The organism is Chryseobacterium sp. BGARF1 (assembly GCF_001677955.1).
In the GTDB taxonomy this organism is placed as follows: Bacteria; Bacteroidota; Bacteroidia; order Flavobacteriales; family Weeksellaceae; genus Chryseobacterium.
In genome coordinates this window covers 1-512 of sequence record NZ_LELA01000189.1, presented here as the reverse complement: position 1 = coordinate 512, position 512 = coordinate 1, and the positions used below count along the sequence as shown (strand labels likewise).

Sequence of the window (512 nt, the reverse complement as noted above, 5' to 3'; positions counted from 1 at the left end):
CACGTCCTTCGTCGCCTCTGAAAGCCTAGGCATCCGCCATACGCCCTTAACGATTTCTTTCCTAATTATTAATTAGTTCAGTATTTTTGCTTAACATTGCTGTTAAATTATTTTGTAAACTCAAACGCTTAATTGCGCTCGGTTTTCTCTTTGTGATATTTTTACCGTTAATGTCAATGATCTTATGTCTTTCTGCTCGTCTGATAAATGAATATTTGTTTTGGCTCTATTCATCGTACTTTTAAATCAGACTCACAAAACTGTGGAGAATAAGGGAGTCGAACCCTTGACCTCCTGCGTGCAAGGCAGGCGCTCTAGCCAGCTGAGCTAATTCCCCCTCTAGTAGTTGTTAGTTGTTGGTGTTTGGTTGTTAGTATTTGGCTTGCGCTTTTCCTAACTCCTAATACCTATAACCTAACTCCTTAATTAGTAGTCTCGGGCAGGCTCGAACTGCCGACCTCTACATTATCAGTGTAGCGCTCTAACCAGCTGAGCTACGAGACTTTGTTATG

The 512-nt window shown here is 41.4% G+C and carries 2 tRNA genes; both read right to left on the bottom strand.

Going from position 1 to position 512, the window contains the following annotated elements:
• Window positions 1-263 precede the first annotated feature (263 nt).
• Window positions 264-337: transfer RNA gene (locus tag AB671_RS21420), tRNA-Ala, on the bottom strand.
• Window positions 338-430: 93 nt separating this feature from the next.
• Window positions 431-504, bottom strand: a tRNA-Ile gene (locus tag AB671_RS21415).
• Between the last annotated feature and the right edge of the window lie 8 nt (window positions 505-512).